The organism is Microbacterium algeriense, assembly GCF_008868005.1.
GTDB lineage: Bacteria > Actinomycetota > Actinomycetes > Actinomycetales > Microbacteriaceae > Microbacterium > Microbacterium algeriense.
Genome location: NZ_WAAO01000002.1, coordinates 388,926 through 413,327 on the forward strand (window position 1 = coordinate 388,926; position 24,402 = coordinate 413,327).

The window sequence follows — 24,402 nt, forward strand, 5'->3', positions numbered from 1 at the left end:
CGTCAGCTCAGCGCGCGCGCCTTGATGGCGGCGAACTCGTCGGGCGTGATCGTGCCGGCCGACAGCAGCTTGGATGCCTTGTCGATCTCGTCGCTCGGACTGGAGCCGGCCACGCTGCGGATGTACGAGTCCGCGGCGTGCTGCTGTTCGCGATAGGCCGATGCGCTCCGTTCCGCCATCCCACTGCCGCGGGCGATCAGATACACGAGCGCCGTCAGGAACGGCACGAAGATCAGGAAGATGATCCAGACCGCCTTCCACCAGCCGTTGAGCGCATGATCGCGGAACAGGTCGGCCACGATGTTGAACAGCACCATCAGGTAGGAGATGAAGACGAAGACCCAGAAGAACCACCAGATGATGTCCCAGAAGCTTTCCCAAATGGACACGTCGGTCCCCTTTCGTCGAAGTTGTCGAGTACCGGGAGCGTGGCAGTGCCGGACCCGGGGAGCACGCCCCGCTCACCCGAACCGGGCGACCGCGCCTCCGGTGCTCTCACCCGCTCGGGGTGAGGAGGTCGACGCCGTCGGCGACCGCGCTGGGAGCATGAGCGCACAGAGTCCGCATCGGGGGTCGTGTCGCCTCCTGCGGGGAAGGGCAGATCCATGAACGACTTCCGTTTCGGTCCTGCGGAGTTCTACCTCGTCGGATTCGAGGGCGAGCGGCCCGATCCGGCCACGTTCCGCGCGCTGGCCGATCTCGTCGACAGTGGCGTCGTCCGTCTCCTCGACGTCGTGATCGTCACCAGGTCCGAGAGCGGCGAGGTGCAGATCGTCGAACTCGAGTCGGACGGCGGAGTGCTCGGGCTCGTCGGATTCGAGCCGATCGCCGCGGGTCTCGCGGGGGAGGAGGACGCCGAAGCGCTGGCCGGCGCTCTCGCGCCGGGCCGCTCCGCCGCCATCGTCGTGCTGGAACTCGCCTTCGCCCGTGTTCTCGCGCAGAGACTCGCCGAGGCCGGGGGCGAGGTGCTCCGCAGCGAGCGGGTGCCGGCGCCGGTGGTGAACGCCATGATGGACATCCTCGATCAGGAAGGTGAATGACATGCCCTTGAGAAGATTCGGTCGCCCCGGTCTGATCGGACTCGCCGCGAGGACCGCCGTCGTCGCGGGAACGGCCGGCGCCGTCGGCGGTGCCATGTCGCGGCACCAGCAGCAGCGGGCGCAGCAGGAGTACGAGCAGGAGCAGTACGAAGCGGCGCAGCGGCAGGCGCAGGTCGACGCCGCCGCGCAGAACGCCGCGTCGTCCTACGCCGCGCCCGCTCCGCCGACGTCGGGCGGCGCCGACGACATGATCGCGAAGCTGCAGCAGCTGGCGGCGATGAAGGAATCCGGCGTGCTGTCGGACGAGGAGTTCGTCGCCGCCAAGCAGAAGCTGCTGAGCTGACGGCGATCGCCGCATCTGCGGCGGGAACGGGCAGGGGAGGTCGCGGATGAGCGAACTGGACGAGCTGCGTGCCAGGGTCGTGCTCCTGGAGCAGGAGAACGCCGCGCTGCGCGTGCCGCGCCGACGTACCAGCGGTCGGAGCATCCTCGCCGGTGTCGTGCTCGCTCTCGCAGTGCTCATGGCCCCGATCGCCGCGATGGGGACCTGGGCGCGCCTGCAGCTCGTGGACGCGGACCGTTTCGTCGCGACGTTCGCCCCGCTGGCTCAGGATCCCGACGTGCAGGATTTCGTCGCTGCGCAGGTGGGCGACGCGATCCAGGAGCAGGTCGACCTGGACGCTGTCGTCGGCGAGGTCTTCGACGGCCTGCGTGCACTCGACCTTCCGCCGCGCGCGGCCTCGGCGCTGAGCCTGCTCGAGGCTCCGGCGGCGAGCGGTCTCGCATCGCTCGTGGACGGCGTGGTCCACGATGTCGTCCGGTCCGACCAGTTCGCCGACATCTGGGCGCAGTCGCTGCGCGTCGCCCATGAACGCGCGGTCGCGATCATGCAGAACAGCCCGGACACCGCGCTGCAGCTCGCTGACGACGGCGTCCTGTCGCTCGACCTCGGCGTCGTCGTGGACCGGGTCAAGGACGCTCTCGCCGAACGCGGGGTCGGCTTCGCAGACCTCATCCCCGCGATCGACCGTTCGGTCCCCATCGCTCAGGCCGACGCGCTCGTGCTGACGCGGAGCATCTACCAGATCGCGGTCGTCGCGGGTTTCTGGATGCCGTGGCTCGTACTCGGTCTGATCGTGGTCGGCGTGCTGCTCGCGCTGAACCGCGCACGGGCGCTCCTGTGGACCAGCATCGGTTTCGCCGGCGCGTTCCTGCTCCTCTCGGCGGGGATGGGCATCGGGCGATCGTTCTTCGTGACGGCGGTGAGTCCGTCGGTCATGTCCGCGTCCGCAGCGCAGGCGCTGTTCGATCAGGTGACCTCCTTGCTCAGCTCGACGATCCTCGCGCTGGCCCTCGTCGGCGTCCTCGTCGCCGCGTGGGCCTGGCTCGGCGGGACCAGCCGCAGCGCCGTCGCGAGCCGAGGCCTCCTGAACAGCGGGTTCGCCGCCGTCCGCGGCACGTGGGAGCGGCGGGGCCTGTCGACCGGCCGGTTCGGCGAACAGGTGGATCGCCTGCACGGGGTGATCGTCGTCGTCGCGATGGCGGTCGCCCTGCTGGTCGTGATCACCACGCGACCGGTCTCGTTCGCCACCGTGGTGGCTGTGGCCGCCTGGCTCGTCGTCTTCGCCATCGTGGTCGAGCTGGTGCGCCGTCCGCGGACGCTCACCCCGCCGGGGTGAGCAGCATCCGCTCCACCCGCCCGTGCGGGGGATACTCGCCTCGACGCTGGTCAGCTGCACCCCGATCGAAGGAGACAGATATGCCGGAATTCAATTCGGACTTCGCCGGTGAGATCACGCTGGACGTCCGAGACTCGGTGCCGGACTGGTCACCGTACGAGCTGACGTCAGCACCGGATGGTGCACCGAACATCCTCGTCGTGCTGTACGACGACACGGGGCTGGCCTCCTGGTCGCCGTACGGCGGGCGCATCAGCATGCCGACGATGGACCGGCTCGCCCGCGGCGGCCTCACCTACACGCAATGGCACACGACGGCGCTGTGCTCGCCGACCCGCTCGACGATGCTCACCGGCCGGAACCACCACGTCAACCGGGCCGGGGTCATCATGGAGGGCACGAACGGCTTCCCCGGGTTCGCCGGACGCCTGCCCGCCGAATGCGCCACGATCGGGCAGATCCTCCAGCAGAACGGCTACTCGACGTTCTGGGTCGGGAAGAACCACAACGTCCCGGAGGAGGACATCGCCCCCGGGGGCAATCGATCCATGTGGCCGCTCCAACTCGGCTTCGACCGCTTCTACGGCTTCCTGGGCGGCGAGACCAACAACTGGTACCCCGACCTCGTCGAGGACAACCACTTCATCGAGGCGCCGGCGACGCCGGAGGAGGGCTATCACCTGTCGAAGGACCTCGCCGACCAGGCGCTCAAGATGATCCGCAACCAGCAGGCCTCGAATCCGTCCAAGCCCTGGTACATGTGGTTCTGTCCCGGAGCCAACCACGCCCCGCACCATGCGCCGGAGGAATACATCGAGAAGTACCGCGGTGCCTTCGACGACGGCTACGACGCCTACCGCGAGTGGGTTCTCGCGCGCATGATCGACAAGGGCATCCTGCCGGAGGGAACGGCGCTGACCCCGTTCAATCCGCTGCCGGAGGAGGCGGCCAATCCGGCGGACCACGTCCGTCCCTGGGAGGAGCTCTCCGCCGACGAGAGGCGGCTGTTCGCCCGCTTCGCCGAGGTGTTCGCCGGTTTCTCGGAGTACACCGATGCGCAGGTGGGACGCATCATCGACTATCTGGAGGAGACCGGCCAGCTGGACAACACGCTCGTCTTCTACTGCGCCGACAACGGCGCGTCGGGGGAGGGCTCGCCGGACGGATCGGTCAACGAGAACAAGTTCTTCAACGGCTATCCGGACGACCTCGCCGAGAACCTCACCATGATCGACCGGCTCGGGTCCGCCGACACCTACAACCACTACCCGACCGGCTGGGCTGCGGCGTTCTCGACACCGTTCCAGATGTTCAAGCGCTACTCGCAGTACGCCGGCGGCACCTGCGACCCGATGGTGATCCACTGGCCGGCGGGGTTCCGGGCGAAGGGCGAACTGCGCCACCAGTATCACCACTCGGTCGACATCGTCTCCACGGTGCTCGATGTGATCGGCATCGAGATGCCCGAGACCTTCCGCGGAGTCGCCCAGCACCCGCTCGACGGCGTGTCGATGAAGTACAGCTTCGACGCCGAACCGGACGGATCGACGAGGAAGAGCGTGCAGTACTACTCGATGCTCGGCACCCGCGGCATCTGGAAGGACGGATGGAAAGCGGCCGCGGTGCACGCCCCGCTCAGCGGCAAGGGACACTTCGAGGACGACGTCTGGGAGCTGTACCACGTCGCGGAGGACCGATCGGAGTCGAACGACCTGGCCGGGAGCCACCCGGAGAAGCTGCAGGAGCTCATCGCCGCCTGGTTCCAGCAGGCGGAGGCGAACTTCGCGCTTCCCCTCGACGACCGCTCGGCACGGGAGATCCTGGGTGTCGCGCGGCCGCAGGCCGAGGCGCCCCGCGAGCGGTACGTCTACTATCCCGGGACCGACGCGGTGCCCGAGAGCGTCGCGGTCAACCTGCGCGGCCGCTCGTACAAGATCGTCGCCGACGTCGTGCTCGACGAGGGGGCGCAGGGGGTGATCTTCGCGCACGGCTCGCGGTTCGGCGGGCACACGCTCTTCATCAAGGACGACCGACTCACCTACGTCTACAACTTCCTGGGCATCCCCCCGGAGCAGACGTTCACGTCGGAGAGGCTCACACCCGGCCCGCACACCGTCGGCGTCGACTTCGTCCGTGAAGGCGCGGGCGAGCACGGGGAATCCGTCGGCACGGCGACACTGTACGTCGACGATCGCGCCGTCGCCTCCGGCCCCATGCGGGCGCAGGTCGGGAAGTTCACGCTGTGCGGCGACGGCCTCTGCGTCGGATGGGACAGCGCGGATCCGGTGAGTCGCCAGTACGGCAACCCGTTCCCGTTCACGGGCGGGAAGCTCCTCGGTGTCGGGATCGACGTCAGCACGGAGCAGTACCGTGACCTGGAGCTCGAGGCGGCCGCGATGCTCTCGCGGGAGTGAGACGCGGACGCGGGGTCCGCGGCGGGGTGTTCGCCCGGACCCCGCGCCCGTCAGACCGAGGCCGCCCCTTCTCCGGGGACCCCTTCTCCGGGGAACACCGTCGCCCAGTCCTCGCGCACGCTCACGACCGTGTACCCCCGGTCAGCGGCGACGGAGAGCGCCTTCTCGGCTCCCGCGTCGTAGGGGGCGTCGCCGCGATCGTCGTCGTCATGGTGGACGAGCATCGCGAAACCGGGGCGGGGCCCGCGGCGGGCGAAGTCGAGCATCGCCATGTCGCCGTTGGAGTTGCCGCCGGCGAAGAGCGGCCGTCGCCCGATCCGACTCCAGATCCGCACGGGCTTCTCGGGGCCGTCGTCGAAGAAGGCCAGCGATGAGGAGTAGTGCACGGACGCGTCTTCCTCGTTCCAGGTGAGGCCGAAAGCGGAGCCGACCACTCGCTCGGGCGGGATGCCGTAGTTGGCCTGCGTCATGGGGCGCATGAAGTCGCGCTCGCCGCCGGAGACGATGTAGCAGGTGAAGCCGTGCAGCTCGAGGTGGCGGAGGAGCTCGACCATCGGCTGGTACACGGCGGCGGAGTACGGACGCCGCAGCGTGGGGTGCTGTGCGGTGCGGTAGAACTCCGCCACGGATCGGGCGTACTCCTCGACGCTCACGCCGTCCGTGAGGCCGACCAGCGCCTGGATGATGATCTGCAGGTCGGTGTCGTCGCCGCCGTAGTGCTTGTCGATCGCGGCGCTCAGCCAGCCGAAGTCGCCGCTCACCGCCGCGCGGTAGGGCTGCCGTTCGGTCAGTTCCGGGGAACGCTGCGCTGCTGCGCGCCACTGCTCGACCACGTAGTGCAGCTGTGTGGGCATCGGCTTCTCGGTCCACAGTGTGCCGTCGTTGTCGAACACCGCGACGCGCTCCGCCACCGGCACCGCATCGGGTCCCTCGCTCACGGCGGCCACGAAGGCCTCGATGTCTCGGCGCGTGCGGGTGTCGCGCCATGAGGGCAGGGCCGTCTGATCCGTCATCTCGAAACCTCGACTCCCGTGGAGTGATGAGCGACTCCAGCGTGGCACGCCACGGCGGGGGGCGACGCGGCAGGTCGCCCGGGAAGGGTGAGGACGCCCCCGATATCCGGCGTCTTCGTGTTGCCGGGAATACCCGCCATGGGTATAGGGTTGGGAAAGACAAGTACCCCATTGGGGTATCCCGAATCGAGAAGAGGAGAGGTCATGCGCACGAGCGAGTACCAGGTCACCGGAATGAGCTGCGGTCACTGCGAGGTCGCGATCCGGGGCGAGGTCGGCCAGGTGCCCGGCGTCGATTCGATCGAGGTGAGTGCTCGGACGGGCCGCCTCGTCGTCACGAGCGCCGGGCCGATCGACGACGACGCGATCCTCGCCGCCGTCGACGAGGCCGGCTACCAGGCGACGCGTTCCCGATGAACACCGCAGGCCGTCTCGGCATCTACGGCGCAGGTCTCGTCGTCGTGTTCGGAGCGGCTTTCGCGACCGCCGGCGCGCTGGTGCCCGATGCCGCCGTCTCCGCATGGACGGATCAAGCGCGGCACGACCAGACCCCGACCGAGCAGGAACGACACACCGCGGGCCCCGCGGCCGCACAGGAGGAAGACATGAGCGGAGTGACGATCGCCGCATCCGGGTACGTCCTCGGACCGATCTCCGCGCCGGCCGACCCCGGCGCACCGGGGGAGCTGTCGTTCCGCATCACCGATGCGCTCGGCGATCCGGTCACCGGCTACGAGACCGCGCACGACAAGCAGCTCCACCTCATCGTGGTGCGCAGTGACGGCACCGCATACCGGCACGTCCACCCCGAGCTGGACACCGCCACCGGGACGTGGTCGCTGCCGTGGACGTGGGATGCCGCCGGCACGTACCGGGTGTACGCGGACTTCACCGGGCAAGGAGGCGTCAGCGCGACGCTGTCGCGGACGGTCGACGTCGCAGGCCCCCTCGCCCCGGCCGCGCCGGCCGACACGAGGACGACCGCGAGTGTCGACGGGTTCGACGTGCGAGTCCGGGGCGACGTGGTCGCCGGCACCGGAAGCGAGCTGACGGTGGAGGTCACCCGAGACGGCGAGGCGGTCACCACGCTCGAGCCGTATCTGGGCGCCTTCGGGCACCTCGTCGCCCTGCGCCAGGGGGACCTCGCGTATCTGCACGTCCACGCCCATGGGGAGGAGCCGCAGGCGGAGGAGCTCTCCGGTCCTGAGGTGCGCTTCACCGTGCAGGCCCCGACCGCTGGACGATATCTGCTCTACCTCGACTTCCAGGTCGACGGGACGGTGCACACCGCGCCGTTCGTGATCGAGGCCGCCGCTCCTATGGCTGAGACGCCAGCCGGGACCGGCGACGACCACGAGGGGCATTGAGACCCGTGCTGTACCGACGCCCGCCACGAGGAGCCGCGCTCCCGGGCGGGGAACGCGAAGGATCGAGGAGATCATCATGACCGACACGCAGCACGCAGCCGCAGCCAGCGTGGAGCTGGAGATCGGCGGAATGACCTGCGCCTCGTGCGCGATGCGGATCGAGAAGAAGCTCAACCGCATCGACGGCGTGACGGCGACCGTGAACTACGCCACAGAGAAGGCGAAGATCACGGCGCCGGCGGGAATCGACCCGTCTGTGCTCATCGCCGAGGTCGAGAAGACCGGGTACACCGCAGCGCTTCCCGCGCCTGTGGCGACGACTCCGGCGCCCGATGCCGAGTCTGCATCGGACAGGGAGCTGACGGATCTCCGGCACCGCCTGATCGCCTCGATCGTGCTGACCGTCCCCGTCGTCGCGATGGCGATGATCCCCGCCCTCCAGTTCACCTCCTGGCAGTGGCTCTCGCTCGCGCTCGCCGCCCCCGTCATCGTCTGGGCGGCCTGGCCCTTCCACAGGGCCGCCTGGACGAACCTCCGCCACGGCGCGGCCACCATGGACACCCTCATCTCCCTGGGTACCGTCGCCGCGCTGCTGTGGTCCCTCTACGCCCTGTTCCTCGGCACCGCCGGGGTGCCGGGGATGACCCACCCGTTCGAACTCACGGTGGCGCCGAGCGACGGCGCCGCCAACATCTACCTCGAGGTCGGCGCCGGGGTCACGACCTTCATCCTCGCCGGCCGCTATTTCGAGAAGCGCTCGAGGCGACAGGCCGGGGCGGCGCTGCGTGCGCTCCTGGAACTCGGGGCGAAGGACGTCGCCGTGCTGCGCGACGGCATCGAGATGCGGATCCCCACGACGGACCTGAAGCCCGACGACGAGTTCGTGGTGCGGCCGGGGGAGAAGATCGCCACCGACGGGGTGATCGTCTCGGGAACCTCCGCCGTCGACGCATCGATGCTGACGGGGGAGTCGGTGCCGGTCGAGGTGGGAGAGGGAGACGCCGTCACCGGCGCCACCGTGAACGCCGGAGGTCGACTGGTCGTCCGGGCCACGCGCGTCGGCTCCGACACGCAGCTGGCGCAGATGGCGAAGCTCGTCGAGGAGGCGCAGACCGGGAAGGCCGAGGTGCAGCGGCTGGCCGACCGCGTCTCGGGGATCTTCGTCCCGATCGTGATCGCCGTCGCCCTCGGCACGCTCGGCGCCTGGCTCGGAGCGGGCTTCCCCCCGTCCGCCGCCTTCACGGCCGCCGTGGCCGTCCTCATCATCGCCTGCCCGTGCGCGCTCGGTCTCGCCACCCCGACGGCGCTGCTGGTCGGCACCGGACGCGGCGCTCAGATGGGCATCCTGATCAAGGGGCCGGAAGTTCTCGAATCCACACGGACGGTCGACACGGTCGTCCTCGACAAGACCGGCACCGTCACCAGCGGGAGGATGACGCTCACCGGCGTCCACACCGCGGAGGGCGTGGGGCGGGACGAGCTGCTGCGCCTCGCCGGAGCCGTCGAGGACGCGTCCGAGCATCCGATCGCCCAGGCGATCGCGAAGGCGGCGACGCAGGAGACCGGAGCGCTCCCGGCGCCGGAGGACTTCGCCAACATCGAGGGCAAGGGGGTGCAGGGGATGGTCGACGGGCACGCGGTGCTGGTCGGCCGGGAGTCGCTGCTCGCCGAATGGTCGCAGCACCTGCCCGCCGCGCTCGCCGCAGCCAAGGCCGAGGCCGAGAGCCAGGGCAAGACGGCCGTCGCCGTGGGGTGGGACGGAGAGGCGCGCGGCGTCCTCGTCGTGGCGGACGCGGTGAAGCCCACCAGTGCGCAGGCGATCGTGCAGCTGAAGCGTCTGGGACTGACGCCCATCCTCCTCACAGGTGACAACCGGACCGTCGCAGAGCGGATCGCGGCCGAGGTCGGCATCACCGAGGTCATCGCCGAGGTGCTGCCGCAGGACAAAGTCGACGTCGTCACGCGCCTCCAGCGCGAGGGCAGGGTGGTGGCGATGGTGGGGGACGGCGTGAACGACGCGGCCGCCCTCGCTCAGGCCGACCTCGGGCTGGCGATGGGCACCGGCACCGACGTCGCCATCGAGGCCAGCGACATCACCCTGGTGCGCGGAGATCTGCGCAGTGCGGCGGACGCCATCCGGCTCTCCCGGAAGACGCTCGGCACGATCAAGGGGAACCTGTTCTGGGCCTTCGCGTACAACGTCGCCGCGATCCCGCTCGCGGCGCTCGGGCTGCTCAACCCCATGCTCGCCGGTGCGGCGATGGCGTTCTCCAGCGTCTTCGTCGTCGGCAACAGCCTCCGCCTCCGCTCCTTCCGGAGCCAGGCGGTGGACCCCTCCCCGTCGGAGACCCCGGCACGGCGCGAGCGCTCGGTGCCGGCAGCCTCCGCGGACACCCACTGAGATCGAAAGAGGAGCATCACATGTCCGATTCCCCCGCAGCGTCCTGCTGCAGCATCGACGGCGGCAGTCGCGTGTCCGCCGAAGGACGCAGAGACCTGCTCGCCACGCCCGCCGACGGCACGGCGGAGTGCCCGGTGATGGTCGGCAGCCCCGTCGTGATCGCCGACGCGGAAGCCGCAGGGCTCTTCCGCGATCATGACGGCACGCGCTACTACTTCTGCTGCGCAGGGTGCGGCCCGGCCTTCGACGCCGACCCCGCGAAGTACGCCGTCGCAGCAGCCTGATCACACTCCGTCCCGTTCGGGGCCGGCGACACTCCGGCCCCGAACGGGTACCGTCTTCCGCAGAGGAGAGGTCCATGAGCACCCCGAACCACGAGCACAGCGACAGCACCGGAACCCATCCAGGCGCCGGACACGCCGGCGGATCCCACTCCGCCGCGCCCGAAGCAGAGCACGACGCGCACGCCGGTCACGCGGGTCCGGCCGGTCACGCCGGTCACGCGGGTCACGACGCGCACGCCGGTCACGACGCGCACGCCGGTCACGAGGGTCACGGCGACCACGCGGGTCATGGCGGGCACGGCGACCACGTCGCCCAGTTCCGGCGACTCTTCTGGATCATGCTCCTGCTGGCCGTGCCGACCGTCGCGCTGTCCGGCATGTTCGCGATGATCCTCGGCTACACGCTCCCCGACGTGCCCGGTCTCTCCTGGGTCTCGCCGGTCCTCGGCACGGTGATGTACGTCTGGGGAGGCAGGCCCTTCCTCGTCGGCGCGGTGAGCGAGCTCCGGGCGCGCAAGCCCGGGATGATGCTGCTCATCGGCCTCGCCATCACGGTGGCCTTCTTGGCGTCGTGGGGTGCGAGCCTCGGCATCCTCCATCACGAGCTCGACTTCTGGTGGGAGCTCGCGCTCCTGATCGTGATCATGCTGCTCGGCCACTGGATCGAGATGCGTTCCCTCGCTCAGACCACGTCGGCGCTCGACTCGCTCGCCGCCCTCCTCCCCGATGAGGCGGAGCGCGTCGAGGGCGGACAGGTCGTCGTGGTCTCGCCCACCGAGCTCGCCGTCGGCGACATCGTGATCGTCCGGCCGGGAGGAAGCGTCCCCGCCGACGGCCGGATCATCGACGGTCGGGCCTCGATGGACGAGTCGATGGTCACGGGGGAGTCCCGCACGGTCGCCCGCGACATCGGCGACCTCGTCACGGCGGGTACCGTCGCGACGGACTCCGGGCTCCGCGTCGAGATCACCGCGACCGGCGACGACACGACCCTGGCCGGGATCCAGCGCCTCGTCACGGAGGCGCAGAACTCGTCGTCGCGAGCGCAGCGTCTCGCCGACACGGCAGCCGGATGGCTGTTCTGGTTCGCCCTCGGAGCGGCGGCCATCACCGCGGTCGTCTGGACTCTCGTCGGATTCCCCGACGCGGCCGTGATCCGCACCATCACCGTGCTCGTGATCGCCTGCCCGCATGCGCTGGGTCTGGCGATCCCGCTCGTCGTCTCCATCGCGACGGAGCGGGCGGCGCGAGGCGGCGTGCTGGTCAAGGACCGTCTGGCACTGGAGAGCATGCGCACCGTCGACACGGTGCTGTTCGACAAGACCGGCACGCTGACCAAGGGAGAGCCGATCGTGTCGGCGGTGGCGGCCGTCGAGGGGCAGGAGGAGACGGAGGTGCTCGCGCTCGCCGCTGCGGCGGAGGCCGACAGCGAGCATCCGCTCGCGAGGGCGATCGTGCGCGCCGCTGCGGACCGCGGACTCTCCGTGCCCGAGAGCCGCGACTTCCGCTCGTCGCCCGCGGTGGGCGTCACGGCCACTGTCGGCGGGGCGACGGTGCGCGTCGGCGGTCCTCATCTGCTCTCCGAGGAGAGCGCGGACGAACTCCCGGTGACCGATGGCTGGCGCGCGGACGGCGCCATCATCCTGCACGTGCTCCGCGACGGTCGGGTCATCGGTGCGCTGAAGCTCGCCGACGAGGTGCGCCCGGAGTCGCGGGAGGCGGTCGACGCGCTGCACGCGCTCGGTGTGCAGGTGGTGATGATCACGGGTGACGCGGAGGCGGTCGCCCACACCGTGGCCGCCGACCTCGGGATCGACCGGGTCTTCGCCGGGGTGCGTCCGGAGGACAAGGCCGCGAAGGTGCAGGAGCTGCAGCGTGAAGGGCGCAAGGTCGCGATGGTCGGAGACGGCGTGAACGACGCCCCTGCCCTGGCGCAGGCCGACGTGGGACTGGCGATCGGCGCCGGAACCGATGTGGCGATCGCATCCGCCGGGGTGATCCTCGCCGGCGACGACCCGCGCGCCGTGCTGTCCGTGATCGAGCTCTCGAGGGCCGCCTACCGGAAGATGAAGCAGAACCTGTGGTGGGCGGCCGGCTACAACCTGATCTCGGTTCCGCTCGCGGCGGGCGTGCTCGCTCCGATCGGGTTCGTCCTGCCGATGTCGGTCGGAGCGATCCTCATGTCGCTGTCGACCATCGTCGTGGCGCTGAACGCCCAGCTGCTGCGTCGCCTCGACCTTCGACCGGAGGTGACGACGCGCGCGATCCTCGATCGATGATCGGCGCGTCGTCACCCCGGAGTCAGCGCGGGGTGATGTCCCCGAGCTTCCAGCTGCGGTCGAAGTACGGCTCCAGCGGTCCGTAGAAGCGGAAGTAGGAGAACCAGTGCTTACCCGGGATGGTCTGCACCCAGTTCCGTTCGCCCTCCGCGGGCTCGGCGGGTCCGAAGTGCAGGTCGACCGATCCATCGGCGTTGCGGACGAGCTCGTCGCGGGATCCGCGATCGCCGCGCTGCTGAGGGTTGTCGATCAGGCAGCGCGTGGTCGCGTCGTACACGGTCGCAGACCAGAACAGCCTCGCCGGCACGTCGGCGGGCACATGCAGCGTGTAGTCCCGCCCTCCGTCGAGCCACTCGCCGGCTCCGTCCGTATACGACCCCAGGTATGCCTGGCCGACGCCCGGCGTCGTGCTCTTCATCGCCTCCGAGAACGACACGGCCTCGTAGAACCACGACGCCCGCTCCAGCAGCTCGTCGTAGCCGTCTCCCCGCTGGGCGGAGTTGTCGAGCACGATCGCGAGCTCCCACGCCCGGTCGGGCCAGTACGTCCCCTGCGGGAAGCGCTTGGCGAACGTGTTCGCCTGCGCCATGAGTTCTCCGGCCGCGGCGCCCTGCTCGAGGATCCGCGTGAGACGCTCGTCCGGAGCGAACGGCTTGCCCTTCTCGATGCCCAGCTGCCGGAGCATGGCGAGGTGGAAGCGATCCCGTTCGTCGACGACCTCCGACTGGTAGATGTCGTGCAGGCGACGCCAGTACTCGATTCCCCGGGGCTGGTCCCCGCTCCACGGTCTGCCCTCCGGCGACACGATCCGCGTCGGCGCGGGGTGGGCGCGATCCGCGTACGGATAGATCCGCACGGCACGCACGAGCGCGTCCGAGCGCTCGGGGTCGGGATCGAGGGTCCGGAACCCGAACATGATGTTCACGCCCGAGGAGCGCAGCGCCCGATAGTCCTCACCCAGCCCGTCCGGAGCATCGACCCCCGGGGCCAGCACGAGGTACTTGCCGCCCTCCCCGCGGTCCGGTCCCATCTCGCCCATCGCGCCGATCTCCCGCTGCCAGAAGTCCGAGACTCCGCCGGCGGTCGGACCAGGCGGCAGCTCGATGACGAGCGGACCGGTCTGCGACAGATCGAAGAAGTTCAGGATGTACGGGGTCGTCGCGTTGGCCGTGATGAGGCCGAGCCGATCGCGATAGCTGAGGTAGCGCACGAGGTCGCTGCTGGTGGCGCCGAACACGTCGTAGTGCTGTGTCTTCCACTGGGCATAGGAGACCAGCGGCAGCGCCCACAGGTACGCCTGGCACGCGAACTGGTGGTCGAGCTCGTCGAAGATCAGCGGGATGTCGGTGCGCGCGGGGAGTTCGCCGTCCATGCGTACGTCGGCGAGACGGCCAGGAAGATCTGCCGCCATCAGATCACTTCGCTCCACCGAGGTCGTGGATGAGCTCCGCCTCTTCCTCGGCGGAGAGCGAGGTCTGCACGACGGTGCCCTGATACGGCGCGAGGGCGGCGGCGAACTTGTCCTCGGTGATCTTCGTCGCGTACACGACGACGGCGGACTTGCCGGCGGACACCGTGCTCTTCACCCGGTCGCGGAACTCCGCGTCGATCCCCGTCTTGTCCAGGCCGGCGAACAGCGCACCGAAGAGCCCGCCGAAGAGGAGCCCCGCCACCGGGACGAAGAACAGCAGGCCGATGAGCATGCCGAACAGCGCGCCTCCGACCGCTCCGACACCGACGTTGCCCGCGGCCCCCGGATACTCGACCTTGGTCTTGCCGTTCTGATCGACCTTCACGAGCGCGAGGCCCGCAAGCTCGACGACCAGGTCGTTCTGCAGCGCCTGGATCTGTTCGTAGGCGCCTTCGGCCTGCGTCTCGGAATCGTAGGAGATGACGATCAGTTCAGCCATGAGCTCTTCCCTTCTCTGAGCCGGGGCGCGATGCCCCGACCGCCGGATGCGGGAGCCGTCAGCCCCCTCGAGCCAGGCTAGGCACGGGCGTGCCCGGAAGTGGCGGGAAGAGCGGGAAATCACCCGGGGGAGCTTGGCGCTCCCGCGAGGGGGAAGCACGGTGACGGCGCAAAGGCGCGTACGCAGAAAGGCCGCTCCGAAGAGCGGCCTTTCTGCGTCATGTGTGTGCCCCCGACAGGAGTCGAACCTGCGACCTACGGTACCGGAAACCGGCGCTCTATCCACTGAGCTACGGAGGCGTACCGATCGACAATATCACTCGTCGGGGGTGGTCTCCGACCCGCCTGCCTCTGTGACCGGGGCGGCGCGCAGTTCGTCGAGCGCTGCCGCGACCTTCTCGGCGAGGTAACGGTGGCCTTCGGTCGAGGGATGGCGGCGTCCCGGGTCGACGTCGATCACATCCAGGTAGTTCTCCGGCGTGATCCAGTTCTGGGCGATGGGAGAGATGTACCACCATCCGCGTGCGGCGGCGAGCTCCGAGAGGTCGACGTCGATGCGGGCCGTGCCTGCTCCGACCGGCAGGACGTGTGGAGCGGGGCCCAGGACGACGATCGCGCTCTCTGGGTATTTCGCGGCGAGAGCATCCCACGCGGCCGTCACGGCTTCGCGGTAGCCGGCAGCACCCTGCTCGCGGTCGTTGATCGATCCCTGGATGAGCACGAGGTCGGGAGCCAGGGCGGGGTCGAGCGCCGCGATGCGCTCTCCGAAGGTCGGACCGTCGATTCCCGGTTTCAGATACCCGCTGCCGCGGACGCCGTCCACGATCGTCTCGCCGTCGAGCAGATCGGCCAGCACGTAGGCGTAGCCGAGCGTGGGTTCGTCGGCCGCGGACCCGTACGTCCAGGAGTCGCCGAACACGAGCACTCTGGGGTGTTCGGGAAGCACCAGCGGGGCCGGGGCGATCACGGATGCGACGCCGTTCCCGCCCTCGACACCGACGCCGACCGGGGCCGACGACGGCGGGGATGCCCACGGCCGCCACACCCCGAGAACGCCCGCGGCGGCGGCGAGCACGAGCGCGATGCCGACGCCTGCGGTGCGCAGTCGGCGGCGGGAGACGGAGGCGGGCATGGCATGAGAGTAGATCACCGCGGGCCGAATGCGAATTCTGTCGCTCATCGCGCCGTCGGGAAGCGCCCCGGCGCCCCGTAAACTGGGGAGGCTATGAACCCCGAAACCCTCGCCGCCGCCCTTCTCGCCGTCCTCGCTCCGATCGCCGAGGAACGACGCCCCGGCGAGCCGCTGGAGCTCAGCGCAGCCGACATCGTGCTCGAGCGCCCGCGCAACCGCGACCACGGGGACTGGGCGTCGAACATCGCGATGCGCCTTGCCAAGCCCTTCGGGACGAACCCGCGCGAGCTCGCGCAGCAGATCGCCGCAGGTCTCGCGGATGTCGACGGCATCGCGAGCGCCGAGGTCGCCGGCCCCGGGTTCATCAACATCCGCCTCGACGCGGCGGCCGCCGGTGCGCTCGCGCAGGTGATCGTCGATGCCGGCTCCGCCTACGGCACGAACTCGTCGCAGGCGGGCGTCAGCGTCAACGTCGAATTCGTCTCGGCGAATCCGACCGGTCCTCTCCACATCGCGCACACGCGGTGGGCCGCGCTCGGCGACTCCATCGTGCGTCTGCTCCTCGCCAGCGGCGCCCACGCCGTGCGTGAGTACTACATCAACGACGCGGGTGCGCAGATGGAGCGGTTCGCGCTGTCCGTGCTCGCCGCAGCGAAGGGGGAGCCGACCCCCGAGGGCGGCTATCCGGGGGAGTACATCGCCACCCTCGCCGGCCGCGTGCGTGAAGCGCGCCCCGACCTGCTCGACCTCGCAGCGGATGAGCAGCTGGTCGTGGCACGCGAACTCGCCTACCAGTTCCAGCTCGCCGAGATCCGCGCCTCGCTGGACCGCTTCAACGTGCCGTTCGACGTGTGGTTCTCGGAGCGCACGCTGCACGCGAAGGACGCATCGGGCTCGAGTCTGATCGATCAGGCCGTCGACCGTCTGCGCGAGCAGGGCCACGTGTTCGACCAGGACGGTGCCGTCTGGGTGCGCACCACCGACTTCGGGGACGACAAGGACCGCGTCATCCGCCGCTCGAACGGCGAGTACACCTACTTCGCCGCCGATGCCGCGTACTACCTGAACAAGGGCGACCGCGGTTTCCAGAACAAGATCTACCTGCTCGGCGCCGACCACCACGGTTACGTCCACCGTCTGAAGGCCATCGCCGGTGCCGCGGGAGAGGACCCGGAGAAGAACGTCCAGGTGCTGATCGGCCAGATGGTGTCGATCAACGGCGCGCGCCTCAGCAAGCGCGCAGGCAACATCATCGAGATGGACGACCTGCTCGACTGGCTCGGTACGGACGCGCTCCGCTACTCGCTGGAGCGCTCGCCCGCCGACTCCCCGCTCGACCTCGACCCCGAGCTGCTGCAGAAGCGCACCAACGACAACCCGGTGTTCTACGTGCAGTACGCGCACGCGCGCACCCACAACGTGGCTCGGAACGCGGCCGACTCGGGCGTGGACCGCTCGGAGTTCGCCCCCGAGACGCTCACGCACGAGACCGAGGCGGCCCTGCTCGGTGCCCTGCAGGAGTTCCCGCGGATCGTGGCCTTCGCTGCAGAGGTCCGCGAACCGCACCGGGTCGCGCGCTATCTGGAGGAGCTGGCGGGTCTGTATCACCGCTGGTACGACAACTGCCGCGTGATCCCGCTGAGCGACGACCCGATCGAGAGCGTGCACCGCACCCGCCTGTGGCTCAACGACGCCGCGGGGCAGGTCTTCCGCAACGGCCTCGATCTGCTCGGAGTCTCCGCACCGGAGCGCATGTAGTGCAGGCGTGCGGGTTCGCCCGTGAGGCAGGATGGCAGGCATGAGCGACGACAACCACACCCTGCCGTACCCGGACGCCGCGGCGGAGCATCCGACGCTCGTCATCCCCGGTTCCTCCGCCGCAGGCGAGCAGCCGACGCGGCGGCGCCGTCGCCGCTGGCCCTGGGTCGTGCTGATCGTCGTCGTCGTGCTCGCCCTGCTCGTGGTCGCAGCGGAGCTCGTCGCGCGTGCGGTGCTTCCGGGCGTCGTCCGCTCCGTCGTGATCGAGAAGCTCGATCTGCCCGCAGACCAGCAGCTCGACGTCGAGACCGAGGGCATCCTGCTTCCCCAGCTCCTCTCCGGCACGCTAGACACGCTGCACCTGTCGACGGACTCCGTCACGCTGGAGGGGATCACGGGGGCGGCAGACGTCACGGCCACGAGCGTGCCGCTGCGCGGTGGTGACCTCGGCGGGGCATCCGGAACGGTCACCGTCGATCAGACGCAGTTCACCTCCCTGCTCGCCGGGAGCGACCTCCCCGTCGAGACGGTGGAGTTCGCCGCACCGAACGCGACCGTCGGCGGTTCGATCAGCCTGCTCGGGGCGGCCGTCCCGCTCTCCCTGACCGTCACGCCGAGCGCGGTGGACGGCGACATCGAGCTCACGCCCGTCTCCGCCAGCATCGGGGGGCTGGACATCGACCTGGACCAGCTCGGCTCGAACCTCGGGTCGCTCGGGGAGGGGCTCACACAGCCGCAGCGGGTGTGCATCGCGGACCGGCTGCCGGCCGGACTCACTCTCTCCGGGCTCGAGATCGTGGACGACACGGCCGTGATCGACCTGGACGTGGACGGGGCGATCGTCTCCGACGAGTCACTGCAGGCGAAGGGCGTCTGCCCGAACTGACCGGTGCGGCTAGCGCACCGACGGACGCGGATCGACCGAGCCGTCGATGTGACCGGCGAGCCAGTCCGGCCGCTGGAGCGGGATGCCGTGCCCGCAGCCGTCGACGACGATGATCGTGCTGGCGGGGCGTTCGGCGCGCAGGGCCGCGGCCGAGCGGTGCAGCAGGCCCCGCTCGGCGGCGCCGACGACGAGCGTGACGGGGCCGGGGAAGTGCGCCCACCCGTCGGGAGGCGTGAAACGCAGGTTCGCCGACACCGCGGCGATCAGGGTCTGCCGGGAGATCGCGGCCGATGTGCGCAGGTACTCGTCGAGAAGCGGCTCGGGGATGAACAGCTGTCGTGCCTGCGCGCGCGCGAAGCGCTCGTTGCGCGCCAGGCCGGCGGTGGCGGACAGCAGTGCGAGGGTCAGGCGGGTGCCCCGCATCCGGACGGCCTGGGCGCTGACGGCCGTCACCCGCGCCACCAGGTCGGGGCGCTCCGCCGCGAGCAGCACGGCCAGCTGCGCACCGAGGGAGAAGCCGACGACCGTTGCGGGCTCTCGCTCCCGTTCGAGGATGCGGATGAGCTCCCGCACCGTCTCCGCGTGCGACACGTAGGGCTCGTCGGCGCTGCGACCGTGCCCGGGGAGATCGGGGACGAGGATGCGGTGGTCGCCGCGCAGGTGTGCGCGCACCGGATCCCACATCCAGCCGGCGACGCCGCCGCCGTGCAGGAGCAGCAGCGGGCGCAGACCGCTCGGTGCGGGGCTGTCGAGATGCATCGGCTCACTCCTTCTCGAGGGACGCGGCCATCCGGCCGATCGCATCGATCGCGGACTCCAGCTGAGCCGCATCCAGCGGCCCGAGCAGCCGTGCTGCGGACAGGAGGCCGATCGTCGCGCTGGACAGCGCGAGGGCGAGTGCGTCCGCGGTCACGTCCTCGACGATCCGGCCCTGCGCCTGCAGATGCCGCACCCAGGCGATGACGGCCGTGTGACGCTCACGGTATCTGTCGTCCGTCGTCTCCAGGGCGTGCACGCCGAGCACGCCCCGGTCGTCGAGGAAGGCCGCGGACATCAGCGGGTCGTCCAGCAGCGCGCGCGCCGAAGACCGGTAGGCCGCGCTGAGGGAGGGATGATCACCCAACTCTCTGCGGACGCGGTCCGCCATGCGCGCGTTGCCGCGCTGCAGGAGCGCATCGAGGATCGCGTGCTTGCTCGCGAACTCCAGGTACACGGCGCCCTTGCCCACCCCGGCCTCCGCGGCGATCGCCGCCACGTTCACCGCATCGAACCCTCGGGCGAGCACCAGCCCCTCCGCCGCATCGAGGAGGCGTTCGCGGCGGTCGGGGATCCGCGGCCTAGGCACGGCCGGCTCGCCCGAGGTGATCGAGCATGGCGGCGAGGACCACGTCTTCGCGATCGCGTTGCACCCAGTGCCCCGCACCGGCGGCGATGACCAGCTGTGCGCCGGGGAGCAGCCGGGCGGCAATCTCGATCCGCGCGAGCGGCACGCCGGTGTCTCTGTCGCCGTGCAGGAAGAGCGTGGGAGTGCGGATCGACGGCAGTCGCTCGGTGTACACGGTCCGCAGCCGGTTCCAGCGCACCTGCTCTCGCTGCCACTCGCCGAACACCTCGAGGCCGGTGCCCTCCGACGCTTCGGCGAGCACCGCGGCCACGAGCTCGGGAGTGCGCGCGTCCGGATCGCGCACGACGTCGCGCAGCCCGCGCTCCATCAGGCGGGGGTCGCGGGCGTATCGGCGGGTCATCGCGGAGAGGGCGCCGGTGCGCAGCAGGACGTAGGTCGCGAAGTGGACGGCAGCGCCTCGGATCCCCTCGGCGAGGCGGGGCATCAGCCCGTAGCAGCCCAGGAGCATGGCGGCACGGGCCCTGCCGGGGCGGTCGAGCAGATGCCCGAGCGTCATGCCGCCGCCGAGGGAGAGGCCGCCGACGGCGTAGGTCTCGAGGTCGAGCGCGTCGACGAGCTCGCCGACATAGCGGACGAGGCCTTCCTGTGTGAGAGGCCGGGCGGCACGCGGACTGCGACCGAAGCCCGGGTGGTCGGGGGCGATGACGCGGTGGCCGGCGTCCGCGAGCCGAGGGCCGATGCCGCCCCAGGAGAGTTCGGCGCTGTCGGCTCCGCCTCCATGCAACAGCACGACCGGAACGCCCGTCTCCTGTCGGGGGACCCATTCCACGACCGAGACGGTGGCGCAGGGGAGCACCTGTTCCGAGCGACGTGCGGTCATGGACTCCTCCTCGTTGTGACCAACCTAGCAGCATGGGTCACAACGAGGGAGCCGGGGCGTCAGTCGGCGTCGTCGCCGGACGCAGCGCGCTGCGCCGCACGCAGCTCGGCCGTCGCGATGCGGACGTCCACCTCCGCGCGCTGGAGGCGGCGCTGGACGAAGGTCGAAGCGCCGAACCGCTCGTGCAGCCGGTCCTTGCGCTCCTCCTCGGCGGTCACGATGTACGCGCACGCGACGAGGATCACCTGCGATGACAGGTTGAGCCAGATCAGCAGGGCCAGCAGCGAGGCGAAAGAGGCAAGCAGAGGGTTGCTCGTCGCGCCGCCGACGAAGAGTCCGGAGAGCTCCTGCAGCACGATCAGACCGAATGCGCCGAGCAGAGCTCCGGCCCACAGCGATCGTGCCGCGGGCCGCACACCGGACAGCAGCAGGAAGATCGCGATGATGAGACCGGCGTCGAGCGCGAACACCACGAGCAGGGAGAGCAGCCGGACCGTCCAGGCGACAGCCGCGGAGTCGGCGGGGAGTCCCAGCAGGTCGGCGATCCAGGAGACGCCGAGCTGGCCGGCGAACGTCACCGCGGCCGCCAGCACGAAGGAGACGCCGATGCCGATGCCGAGGGCGAGGTTGCGGAGGATCACCCAGATCCAGAGGATGTCGTCCTGCACGGTCCCGGCCACCACGCGCACGGCGGTGCGGAGCGACCCGATGGCTCCGAGCGCCGCGCCGATGAGGGCGACCAGCGACACGATCCCGGCGATCGAGAACGAGGCGGGCGTGCGCAGGTCGGAGGCGTCGATCACGCCGTCCTTGCCGATCAGCCCTGGCACCGCAGCCTGCACCGCGTCGATGATCGCGCGCCAGGCGTCGGGGTTCCCCGCGAGCCAGAGTGCCGCGATCGAGAAGCCGAGCAGCACGCCGGCGAACACGCTGAACAGCGCCCGGTAGGTGACGCTGTCGGCGAGCATCGGTCCGCGTCGCTCGCTGTAGAGCAGCGCCGCCCGCACCGGCCGCCTGGCCAGCGCCCAGGCGATGACGGGCGCGCTGACGCGTTCGATGAGTCCGGGCTTCTTCGCCGTGTCCGTGCGCGACCCGCTGTCTCGTGTATCCGTGTCCACCACGCCTCCACCCTACGAGGGCGTCGGCGGCCCTCCGCAAGGGGCTGACGCGGGCCGTCACCGTGAGCAGGAGCTTCCGGCCGTTGCCCTAGAATCGGGGGCAACCTCGATGCGCGCGCTCCGCCCGAGATCCGTCCCACGATTGGTGCTCAGTGCTTCTCCCTGCCGATTCGCTTGCTCCGGAATGGCTCGTCGTCCCCGACGACGCGAACGACCTCGCGACCGGCGTGTGGCCGGCGTCCGCGGTCCGCGACGGTGACGGCGCTCTCGCGATCGCCGGGGTGAGCGCTCCGGAACTCGTGCGCACGTACGGCACGCCGCTGCTGGTCCTGGACGAGGACGAGGTGCGCGGTCGGGCCCGGCGGTTCCGTGTCGCCTTCGATCGGGCGGCCGCCGACAACGGCACGACGGCTCAGGTCTACTACGCGGGCAAGGCTTTCCTGTGCACGACGGTCGCGCGCTGGGTGATCGACGAGGGGCTGCGCATCGACGTCTGCACCGGGGGAGAGCTGGCCGTCGCCCTCGCGGCCGGGGTCGCCCCGCGCTCGCTCGGATTCCACGGCAACAACAAGTCGGTGGCGGAGCTCGAACGCGCCGTCGAGGTCGGCGTCGGCACGATCGTCGTCGACAGCGCGATCGAGATCGAACGGCTCGCGGCGATCACCGCGCGCACCGGCGCGACCCAGCGGGTGATGGTCCGCGTGATCAGCGGCGTCCACGCCGAGACGCACGACTTCCTCGCCACGGCCCACGAAGACCAGAAGTTCGGGTTCCCTCTTCCGGAGGCCGAGGCTGCCGTGGCCCGCATCCGCGAGATCGAGGGTCTCGACTTCGCCGGGCTGCATTGCCACATCGGCTCGCAGATCTTCGGTGTCGCCGGCTTCCGCGAATCCGCGTCGCGCGTGCTCGACCTGCACGCGGCGCTGCTCGAGGACGGTCCGGTTCCCCAGCTCAACCTGGGCGGCGGATTCGGCATCGCCTACACGCGCGTCGACGACCCGACCCCGATCGAGGAACTCGCCGGAGCCATCGTCTCCGCCGTCGCCGACGACTGCGCGGCGCGCGGCATCCCCGTTCCGGCGCTGTCGTTCGAGCCCGGCCGGGCCATCGTCGGCACCGCCGGGGTCACGCTCTATGAAGTCGGCACCACCAAGGACGTCACGGTCGCGTCCGGAGCCGTGCGCCGGTACGTGAGCGTCGACGGCGGCATGAGCGACAACGCCAGGCCGGCGCTGTACGGCGCGCAGTACTCGGCCCGCCTCGCCTCGCGCGTCGGCACGGGGGAGCCCCGCCTGAGCCGCGTGGTGGGCAAGCACTGCGAGTCGGGCGACATCGTGGTCGACCACGAGTACCTGCCGGACGACCTCGTTCCCGGCGACCTGCTGGCGGTCCCGGCGACCGGCGCGTACTGCGCCCCGCTGTCGAGCAACTACAACCACGTGCCGCGCCCGCCCATCGTCGCCGTGCGCGACGGGCGCGCGACGGTGATCGTCCGCGGCGAGACCATGGACGACGTGCTGGCCCGCGATGCGGGCATCGAAGGGGCGGACGCCCCCGAGGGAGAACAATGACCCACCTCCGAAGGAGCAACCATGACTGACTACCGACGACTTCGCGTGGCGCTGCTGGGCGCAGGAGCGGTCGGCTCGCAGGTCGCGGCGCTCCTGCTGCGCCACGGCGACGAGCTCGCAGACCGTGCGGGCGCCGAACTCGAACTCGCCGGGATCGCCGTGCGCGACGTGGACGCCCCGCGCGACGTCGATCTGCCCAGGGAGCTGTTCACCACGGACGCCGAGTCGCTCCTGCTGGGAGCGGACATCGTGATCGAGCTGATCGGCGGCATCGAGCCGGCGCGGTCGAACATCCTGCAGGCGATCGGCGCGGGCGCCGACGTCGTCACGGCGAACAAGGCGCTGCTCGCGACCCACGGTCCTGAGCTGTTCGAAGCCGCCGACCGCGTCGGCGCCTCCGTCTACTACGAGGCCGCCGCCGCGGGAGCGATCCCCATCATCCGCCCGCTGCGCGATTCGCTCGCCGGCGACCGTGTCGTGCGCATCATGGGCATCGTCAACGGCACCACCAACTACATCCTCGACCGCATGGAGACGGAGGGCGCCGACTTCGCCGACGTGCTGGCCGACGCGCAGCGCCTCGGCTACGCGGAAGCCGACCCCACCGCCGACATCGAGGGCTACGACGCGGCGCAGAAGGCGGCCATCCTCGCCAGCCTCGCCTTCCACACCGCCGTGCCGCTGGACGCCGTGTACCGGGAAGGCATCACGTCGATCACCGCCGCCATGATCGAGGAGGCCCGCGCCGCCGGGTTCGTGATCAAGCTGCTCGCCGTGTGCGAGCGCATCGAGGCGAACGGCGCGGAGTCGATCTCCGTGCGCGTGTACCCGGCGCTCGTGCCGACCTCGCACCCGCTCGCGTCCGTGCACGGCGCCAACAACGCGGTGTTCGTCGAGGCGGAGGCGGCCGGATCCCTGATGTTCTACGGCGCGGGTGCCGGAGGCGTGCAGACCGCGTCCGCTGTCCTCGGCGACGTGGTCTCCGCAGCTCGCCGGCACATCGCCGGAGGAGTCGGCGTGGGCGAGTCGACCCGTGCGAACCTTCCGGTCGTCCCGATCGGCCACGTCACGACCCGGTACCAGATCACCCTCGAGGTCTCCGATGCGCCCGGTGTCCTGGCCACGGTCGCCGGGATCCTCAGCGACGGCGGAGTGTCGGTGGCGACCGTGGTGCAGACCGTCGAGGGCGAGGACGAGCCCACCGCTCGTCTCATCATCGGCACGCACCGCGCGACCGAGCAGGCGCTCAGCGCCACCGTCGAAGCCCTCGCCGACAGCGCCGTCGTCGCGCGCGTGGTCTCGGTGCTGCGGGTGGAAGGCGAGTGA

22 protein-coding genes and 1 tRNA gene are annotated in these 24,402 nt (G+C 70.4%); 13 read left to right on the top strand and 10 right to left on the bottom strand.

Annotated elements, in window-relative coordinates:
* Positions 1 to 2: 2 nt before the first annotated feature.
* Positions 3 to 389: an SHOCT domain-containing protein gene (locus F6A08_RS09425; protein ID WP_017203170.1), complete on the bottom strand. Its 387-nt coding sequence runs from the start codon at positions 387 to 389 to the stop codon at positions 3 to 5.
* Between the two features lie 216 nt (positions 390 to 605).
* On the opposite strand from F6A08_RS09425, the gene F6A08_RS09430 reads away from it, so the two are divergent.
* From F6A08_RS09430 to F6A08_RS09445, 4 genes are all read left to right on the top strand, one after another.
* On the top strand, positions 606 to 1,040 hold the full coding sequence (locus tag F6A08_RS09430; protein WP_151459322.1) for a DUF6325 family protein: 435 nt from the start codon (positions 606 to 608) through the stop codon (positions 1,038 to 1,040).
* 1 nt (position 1,041) lies between these two features.
* Complete coding sequence (locus F6A08_RS09435) at positions 1,042 to 1,383, top strand: SHOCT domain-containing protein (protein ID WP_151459323.1); 342 nt, start codon at positions 1,042 to 1,044, stop codon at positions 1,381 to 1,383.
* 46 nt (positions 1,384 to 1,429) lie between these two features.
* The gene (locus F6A08_RS09440; RefSeq protein WP_151459324.1) at positions 1,430 to 2,719 is read left to right on the top strand and encodes a hypothetical protein; all 1,290 of its coding nucleotides are present in this window, start codon (positions 1,430 to 1,432) and stop codon (positions 2,717 to 2,719) included.
* 80 nt (positions 2,720 to 2,799) lie between these two features.
* Entirely contained in the window at positions 2,800 to 5,133 is a 2,334-nt protein-coding gene (locus tag F6A08_RS09445) for an arylsulfatase (protein WP_151459325.1), read from the top strand.
* Positions 5,134 to 5,183: 50 nt separating this feature from the next.
* On the opposite strand, the gene F6A08_RS09450 is transcribed toward F6A08_RS09445, so the two are convergent.
* On the bottom strand, positions 5,184 to 6,146 hold the full coding sequence (locus F6A08_RS09450; protein WP_151459326.1) for an HAD family hydrolase: 963 nt from the start codon (positions 6,144 to 6,146) through the stop codon (positions 5,184 to 5,186).
* A gap of 204 nt (positions 6,147 to 6,350) precedes the next feature.
* On the opposite strand from F6A08_RS09450, the gene F6A08_RS09455 reads away from it, so the two are divergent.
* The 5 genes from F6A08_RS09455 to F6A08_RS09475 all read left to right on the top strand — a co-directional run bounded on the left by F6A08_RS09455 (position 6,351) and on the right by F6A08_RS09475 (position 12,477).
* Positions 6,351 to 6,563 (top strand): heavy-metal-associated domain-containing protein, encoded by a 213-nt coding sequence (locus F6A08_RS09455; RefSeq protein ID WP_151459327.1) that lies wholly within the window; start codon positions 6,351 to 6,353, stop codon positions 6,561 to 6,563.
* Positions 6,560 to 7,513, top strand: coding sequence for a heavy-metal-associated domain-containing protein (locus F6A08_RS09460; RefSeq protein WP_151459328.1), 954 nt, complete (start codon positions 6,560 to 6,562; stop codon positions 7,511 to 7,513). The genes F6A08_RS09455 and F6A08_RS09460 overlap by 4 nt, the downstream gene beginning before the upstream one ends.
* A gap of 76 nt (positions 7,514 to 7,589) precedes the next feature.
* Positions 7,590 to 9,914: a heavy metal translocating P-type ATPase gene (locus tag F6A08_RS09465; protein WP_151459329.1), complete on the top strand. Its 2,325-nt coding sequence runs from the start codon at positions 7,590 to 7,592 to the stop codon at positions 9,912 to 9,914.
* Positions 9,915 to 9,934: 20 nt separating this feature from the next.
* Positions 9,935 to 10,198, top strand: coding sequence for a YHS domain-containing protein (locus F6A08_RS09470; RefSeq protein WP_151459330.1), 264 nt, complete (start codon positions 9,935 to 9,937; stop codon positions 10,196 to 10,198).
* A gap of 74 nt (positions 10,199 to 10,272) precedes the next feature.
* Positions 10,273 to 12,477 carry a heavy metal translocating P-type ATPase gene (locus F6A08_RS09475; RefSeq protein ID WP_151459331.1) on the top strand — a complete coding sequence of 735 codons (2,205 nt, stop codon included), beginning with the start codon at positions 10,273 to 10,275 and terminating at the stop codon, positions 12,475 to 12,477.
* A 22-nt stretch (positions 12,478 to 12,499) separates the two neighbouring features.
* On the opposite strand, the gene F6A08_RS09480 is transcribed toward F6A08_RS09475, so the two are convergent.
* From F6A08_RS09480 to F6A08_RS09495, 4 genes are all read right to left on the bottom strand, one after another.
* A complete protein-coding gene (locus tag F6A08_RS09480; protein ID WP_124895320.1) occupies positions 12,500 to 13,888 on the bottom strand; it encodes a DUF1254 domain-containing protein in 1,389 nt (462 codons plus the stop codon).
* Between the two features lie 4 nt (positions 13,889 to 13,892).
* Entirely contained in the window at positions 13,893 to 14,387 is a 495-nt protein-coding gene (locus F6A08_RS09485; protein WP_017203158.1) for a DUF1269 domain-containing protein, read from the bottom strand.
* A 226-nt stretch (positions 14,388 to 14,613) separates the two neighbouring features.
* Positions 14,614 to 14,686 (bottom strand) — tRNA-Arg (locus F6A08_RS09490).
* A 16-nt stretch (positions 14,687 to 14,702) separates the two neighbouring features.
* Positions 14,703 to 15,518 carry an SGNH/GDSL hydrolase family protein gene (locus tag F6A08_RS09495; RefSeq protein ID WP_225855799.1) on the bottom strand — a complete coding sequence of 272 codons (816 nt, stop codon included), beginning with the start codon at positions 15,516 to 15,518 and terminating at the stop codon, positions 14,703 to 14,705.
* A gap of 93 nt (positions 15,519 to 15,611) precedes the next feature.
* Here F6A08_RS09495 and argS point away from each other — a divergent pair, with 93 nt between their 5' ends.
* Together argS and F6A08_RS09505 are read left to right on the top strand one after the other, a co-directional pair.
* The gene (gene argS, locus F6A08_RS09500; protein WP_017203155.1) at positions 15,612 to 17,276 is read left to right on the top strand and encodes an arginine--tRNA ligase; all 1,665 of its coding nucleotides are present in this window, start codon (positions 15,612 to 15,614) and stop codon (positions 17,274 to 17,276) included.
* A 40-nt stretch (positions 17,277 to 17,316) separates the two neighbouring features.
* Positions 17,317 to 18,162, top strand: coding sequence for an LmeA family phospholipid-binding protein (locus tag F6A08_RS09505; protein ID WP_017203154.1), 846 nt, complete (start codon positions 17,317 to 17,319; stop codon positions 18,160 to 18,162).
* A 9-nt stretch (positions 18,163 to 18,171) separates the two neighbouring features.
* Here the strand turns inward: F6A08_RS09505 and F6A08_RS09510 are convergent, their stop codons facing one another.
* Genes F6A08_RS09510 through F6A08_RS09525 form a run of 4 tightly spaced genes read right to left on the bottom strand, consistent with a single transcriptional unit; the run spans position 18,172 to position 21,505 of the window.
* The gene (locus F6A08_RS09510) at positions 18,172 to 18,921 is read right to left on the bottom strand and encodes an alpha/beta fold hydrolase (protein WP_151459332.1); all 750 of its coding nucleotides are present in this window, start codon (positions 18,919 to 18,921) and stop codon (positions 18,172 to 18,174) included.
* A gap of 4 nt (positions 18,922 to 18,925) precedes the next feature.
* Positions 18,926 to 19,507, bottom strand: a complete 582-nt coding sequence (locus F6A08_RS09515) for a TetR/AcrR family transcriptional regulator (RefSeq protein WP_026049853.1) — start codon at positions 19,505 to 19,507, stop codon at positions 18,926 to 18,928.
* Positions 19,500 to 20,387, bottom strand: coding sequence for an alpha/beta fold hydrolase (locus F6A08_RS09520; protein WP_151459333.1), 888 nt, complete (start codon positions 20,385 to 20,387; stop codon positions 19,500 to 19,502). Before F6A08_RS09520 ends, F6A08_RS09515 begins: the two co-directional genes overlap by 8 nt.
* Positions 20,388 to 20,446: 59 nt before the next feature.
* On the bottom strand, positions 20,447 to 21,505 hold the full coding sequence (locus F6A08_RS09525) for a YihY/virulence factor BrkB family protein (RefSeq protein ID WP_192576770.1): 1,059 nt from the start codon (positions 21,503 to 21,505) through the stop codon (positions 20,447 to 20,449).
* A 152-nt stretch (positions 21,506 to 21,657) separates the two neighbouring features.
* Between F6A08_RS09525 and lysA the strand changes: the two genes are divergently transcribed.
* Both lysA and F6A08_RS09535 read left to right on the top strand, forming a co-directional pair.
* Positions 21,658 to 23,076 carry a diaminopimelate decarboxylase gene (lysA, locus tag F6A08_RS09530; protein WP_151459334.1) on the top strand — a complete coding sequence of 473 codons (1,419 nt, stop codon included), beginning with the start codon at positions 21,658 to 21,660 and terminating at the stop codon, positions 23,074 to 23,076.
* Between the two features lie 21 nt (positions 23,077 to 23,097).
* Complete coding sequence (locus F6A08_RS09535) at positions 23,098 to 24,402, top strand: homoserine dehydrogenase (RefSeq protein WP_017203147.1); 1,305 nt, start codon at positions 23,098 to 23,100, stop codon at positions 24,400 to 24,402.

Excerpts from the sequence above, each read along its gene's own strand:
- F6A08_RS09430 (WP_151459322.1), top strand. The coding sequence starts at position 606 with ATGAACGACTTCCGTTTCGGTCCTGCGGAGTTCTACCTCGTCGGATTC.
- F6A08_RS09470 (WP_151459330.1), top strand. The coding sequence starts at position 9,935 with ATGTCCGATTCCCCCGCAGCGTCCTGCTGCAGCATCGACGGCGGCAGT.
- F6A08_RS09465 (WP_151459329.1), top strand. The coding sequence starts at position 7,590 with ATGACCGACACGCAGCACGCAGCCGCAGCCAGCGTGGAGCTGGAGATC.
- F6A08_RS09510 (WP_151459332.1), bottom strand. The coding sequence starts at position 18,921 with ATGCATCTCGACAGCCCCGCACCGAGCGGTCTGCGCCCGCTGCTGCTC.
- F6A08_RS09475 (WP_151459331.1), top strand. The coding sequence starts at position 10,273 with ATGAGCACCCCGAACCACGAGCACAGCGACAGCACCGGAACCCATCCA.
- F6A08_RS09505 (WP_017203154.1), top strand. The coding sequence starts at position 17,317 with ATGAGCGACGACAACCACACCCTGCCGTACCCGGACGCCGCGGCGGAG.
- F6A08_RS09480 (WP_124895320.1), bottom strand. The coding sequence starts at position 13,888 with ATGGCGGCAGATCTTCCTGGCCGTCTCGCCGACGTACGCATGGACGGC.
- F6A08_RS09450 (WP_151459326.1), bottom strand. The coding sequence starts at position 6,146 with ATGACGGATCAGACGGCCCTGCCCTCATGGCGCGACACCCGCACGCGC.
- F6A08_RS09520 (WP_151459333.1), bottom strand. The coding sequence starts at position 20,387 with ATGACCGCACGTCGCTCGGAACAGGTGCTCCCCTGCGCCACCGTCTCG.
- argS (WP_017203155.1), top strand. The coding sequence starts at position 15,612 with ATGAACCCCGAAACCCTCGCCGCCGCCCTTCTCGCCGTCCTCGCTCCG.
- F6A08_RS09455 (WP_151459327.1), top strand. The coding sequence starts at position 6,351 with ATGCGCACGAGCGAGTACCAGGTCACCGGAATGAGCTGCGGTCACTGC.
- F6A08_RS09435 (WP_151459323.1), top strand. The coding sequence starts at position 1,042 with ATGCCCTTGAGAAGATTCGGTCGCCCCGGTCTGATCGGACTCGCCGCG.
- F6A08_RS09535 (WP_017203147.1), top strand. The coding sequence starts at position 23,098 with ATGACTGACTACCGACGACTTCGCGTGGCGCTGCTGGGCGCAGGAGCG.
- F6A08_RS09485 (WP_017203158.1), bottom strand. The coding sequence starts at position 14,387 with ATGGCTGAACTGATCGTCATCTCCTACGATTCCGAGACGCAGGCCGAA.
- F6A08_RS09460 (WP_151459328.1), top strand. The coding sequence starts at position 6,560 with ATGAACACCGCAGGCCGTCTCGGCATCTACGGCGCAGGTCTCGTCGTC.
- F6A08_RS09445 (WP_151459325.1), top strand. The coding sequence starts at position 2,800 with ATGCCGGAATTCAATTCGGACTTCGCCGGTGAGATCACGCTGGACGTC.
- F6A08_RS09495 (WP_225855799.1), bottom strand. The coding sequence starts at position 15,518 with ATGCCCGCCTCCGTCTCCCGCCGCCGACTGCGCACCGCAGGCGTCGGC.
- F6A08_RS09440 (WP_151459324.1), top strand. The coding sequence starts at position 1,430 with ATGAGCGAACTGGACGAGCTGCGTGCCAGGGTCGTGCTCCTGGAGCAG.